Source organism: Luteitalea sp. (assembly GCA_009377605.1).
Lineage (GTDB): Bacteria > Acidobacteriota > Vicinamibacteria > Vicinamibacterales > Vicinamibacteraceae > WHTT01.
The window spans coordinates 1-617 of sequence record WHTT01000299.1 but is presented as its reverse complement, the minus strand read 5'-3'; the positions used below and the strand labels follow the sequence as shown (position 1 = coordinate 617).

At 66.0% G+C, this 617-nt stretch carries 1 protein-coding gene; it reads right to left on the bottom strand.

Translation table 11 applies throughout. The features are described from left to right. Positions 1 to 111: 111 nt before the first annotated feature. Positions 112 to 591, bottom strand: a complete 480-nt coding sequence (locus GEV06_29020; protein ID MPZ21882.1) for an FtsX-like permease family protein — start codon at positions 589 to 591, stop codon at positions 112 to 114. Positions 592 to 617: the final 26 nt, after the last annotated feature.

The following is a 617-nucleotide window of genomic DNA, read 5'->3' as shown; positions in this document are numbered from 1 at the left end:
ACGAGCAGCGAGACGACGTTGCGCACACCGGCGTCATGAACTCTCCGATTGAGATCGAGGTGCACCAGGACGCGGTGCGCCGCCTCACCGGCGGCCACCACATCAGAAGACCTACCGTTCTCTCAACGAAGCGGTCGGGTCCAGCCCAGCCGCTCGGCGGGCCGGCAGCCACGACGACACTGCGGCGACCACGAAGAACACCACCCCTATCGCCGCGAAGGTGACGGGGTCGGTCGGTTTCACCCCCACCAGCATGGTCGTCATCCCGCGCGTCAGGAGGAGCGCGGCGACGAGGCCCAACGCGATGCCCGCCGCGCTGAGCCGCAGACCGTAGCCGACGACGGAACGAAGAATGCTCTCCGGCGAGGCGCCGAGCGCCATGCGGATGCCGATCTCCGCGCGGCGCCGACTCACCGAATACGACGTCACGCCGCAGAGACCAATGGCGGCCAAGAGCAAGGCAAGCGCACCGAAGAATCCGGACAGCATCGCCATGATCCGCTCTTGAAGGAGTGACGCGTTTACCCCTTCGTCGAGCGGACGAAATGTCAGTGACAAGTGACGATCGACCTCGCTGATCGCCGCCGCCACGCTCTTGATCAACGACACAGGAGGCC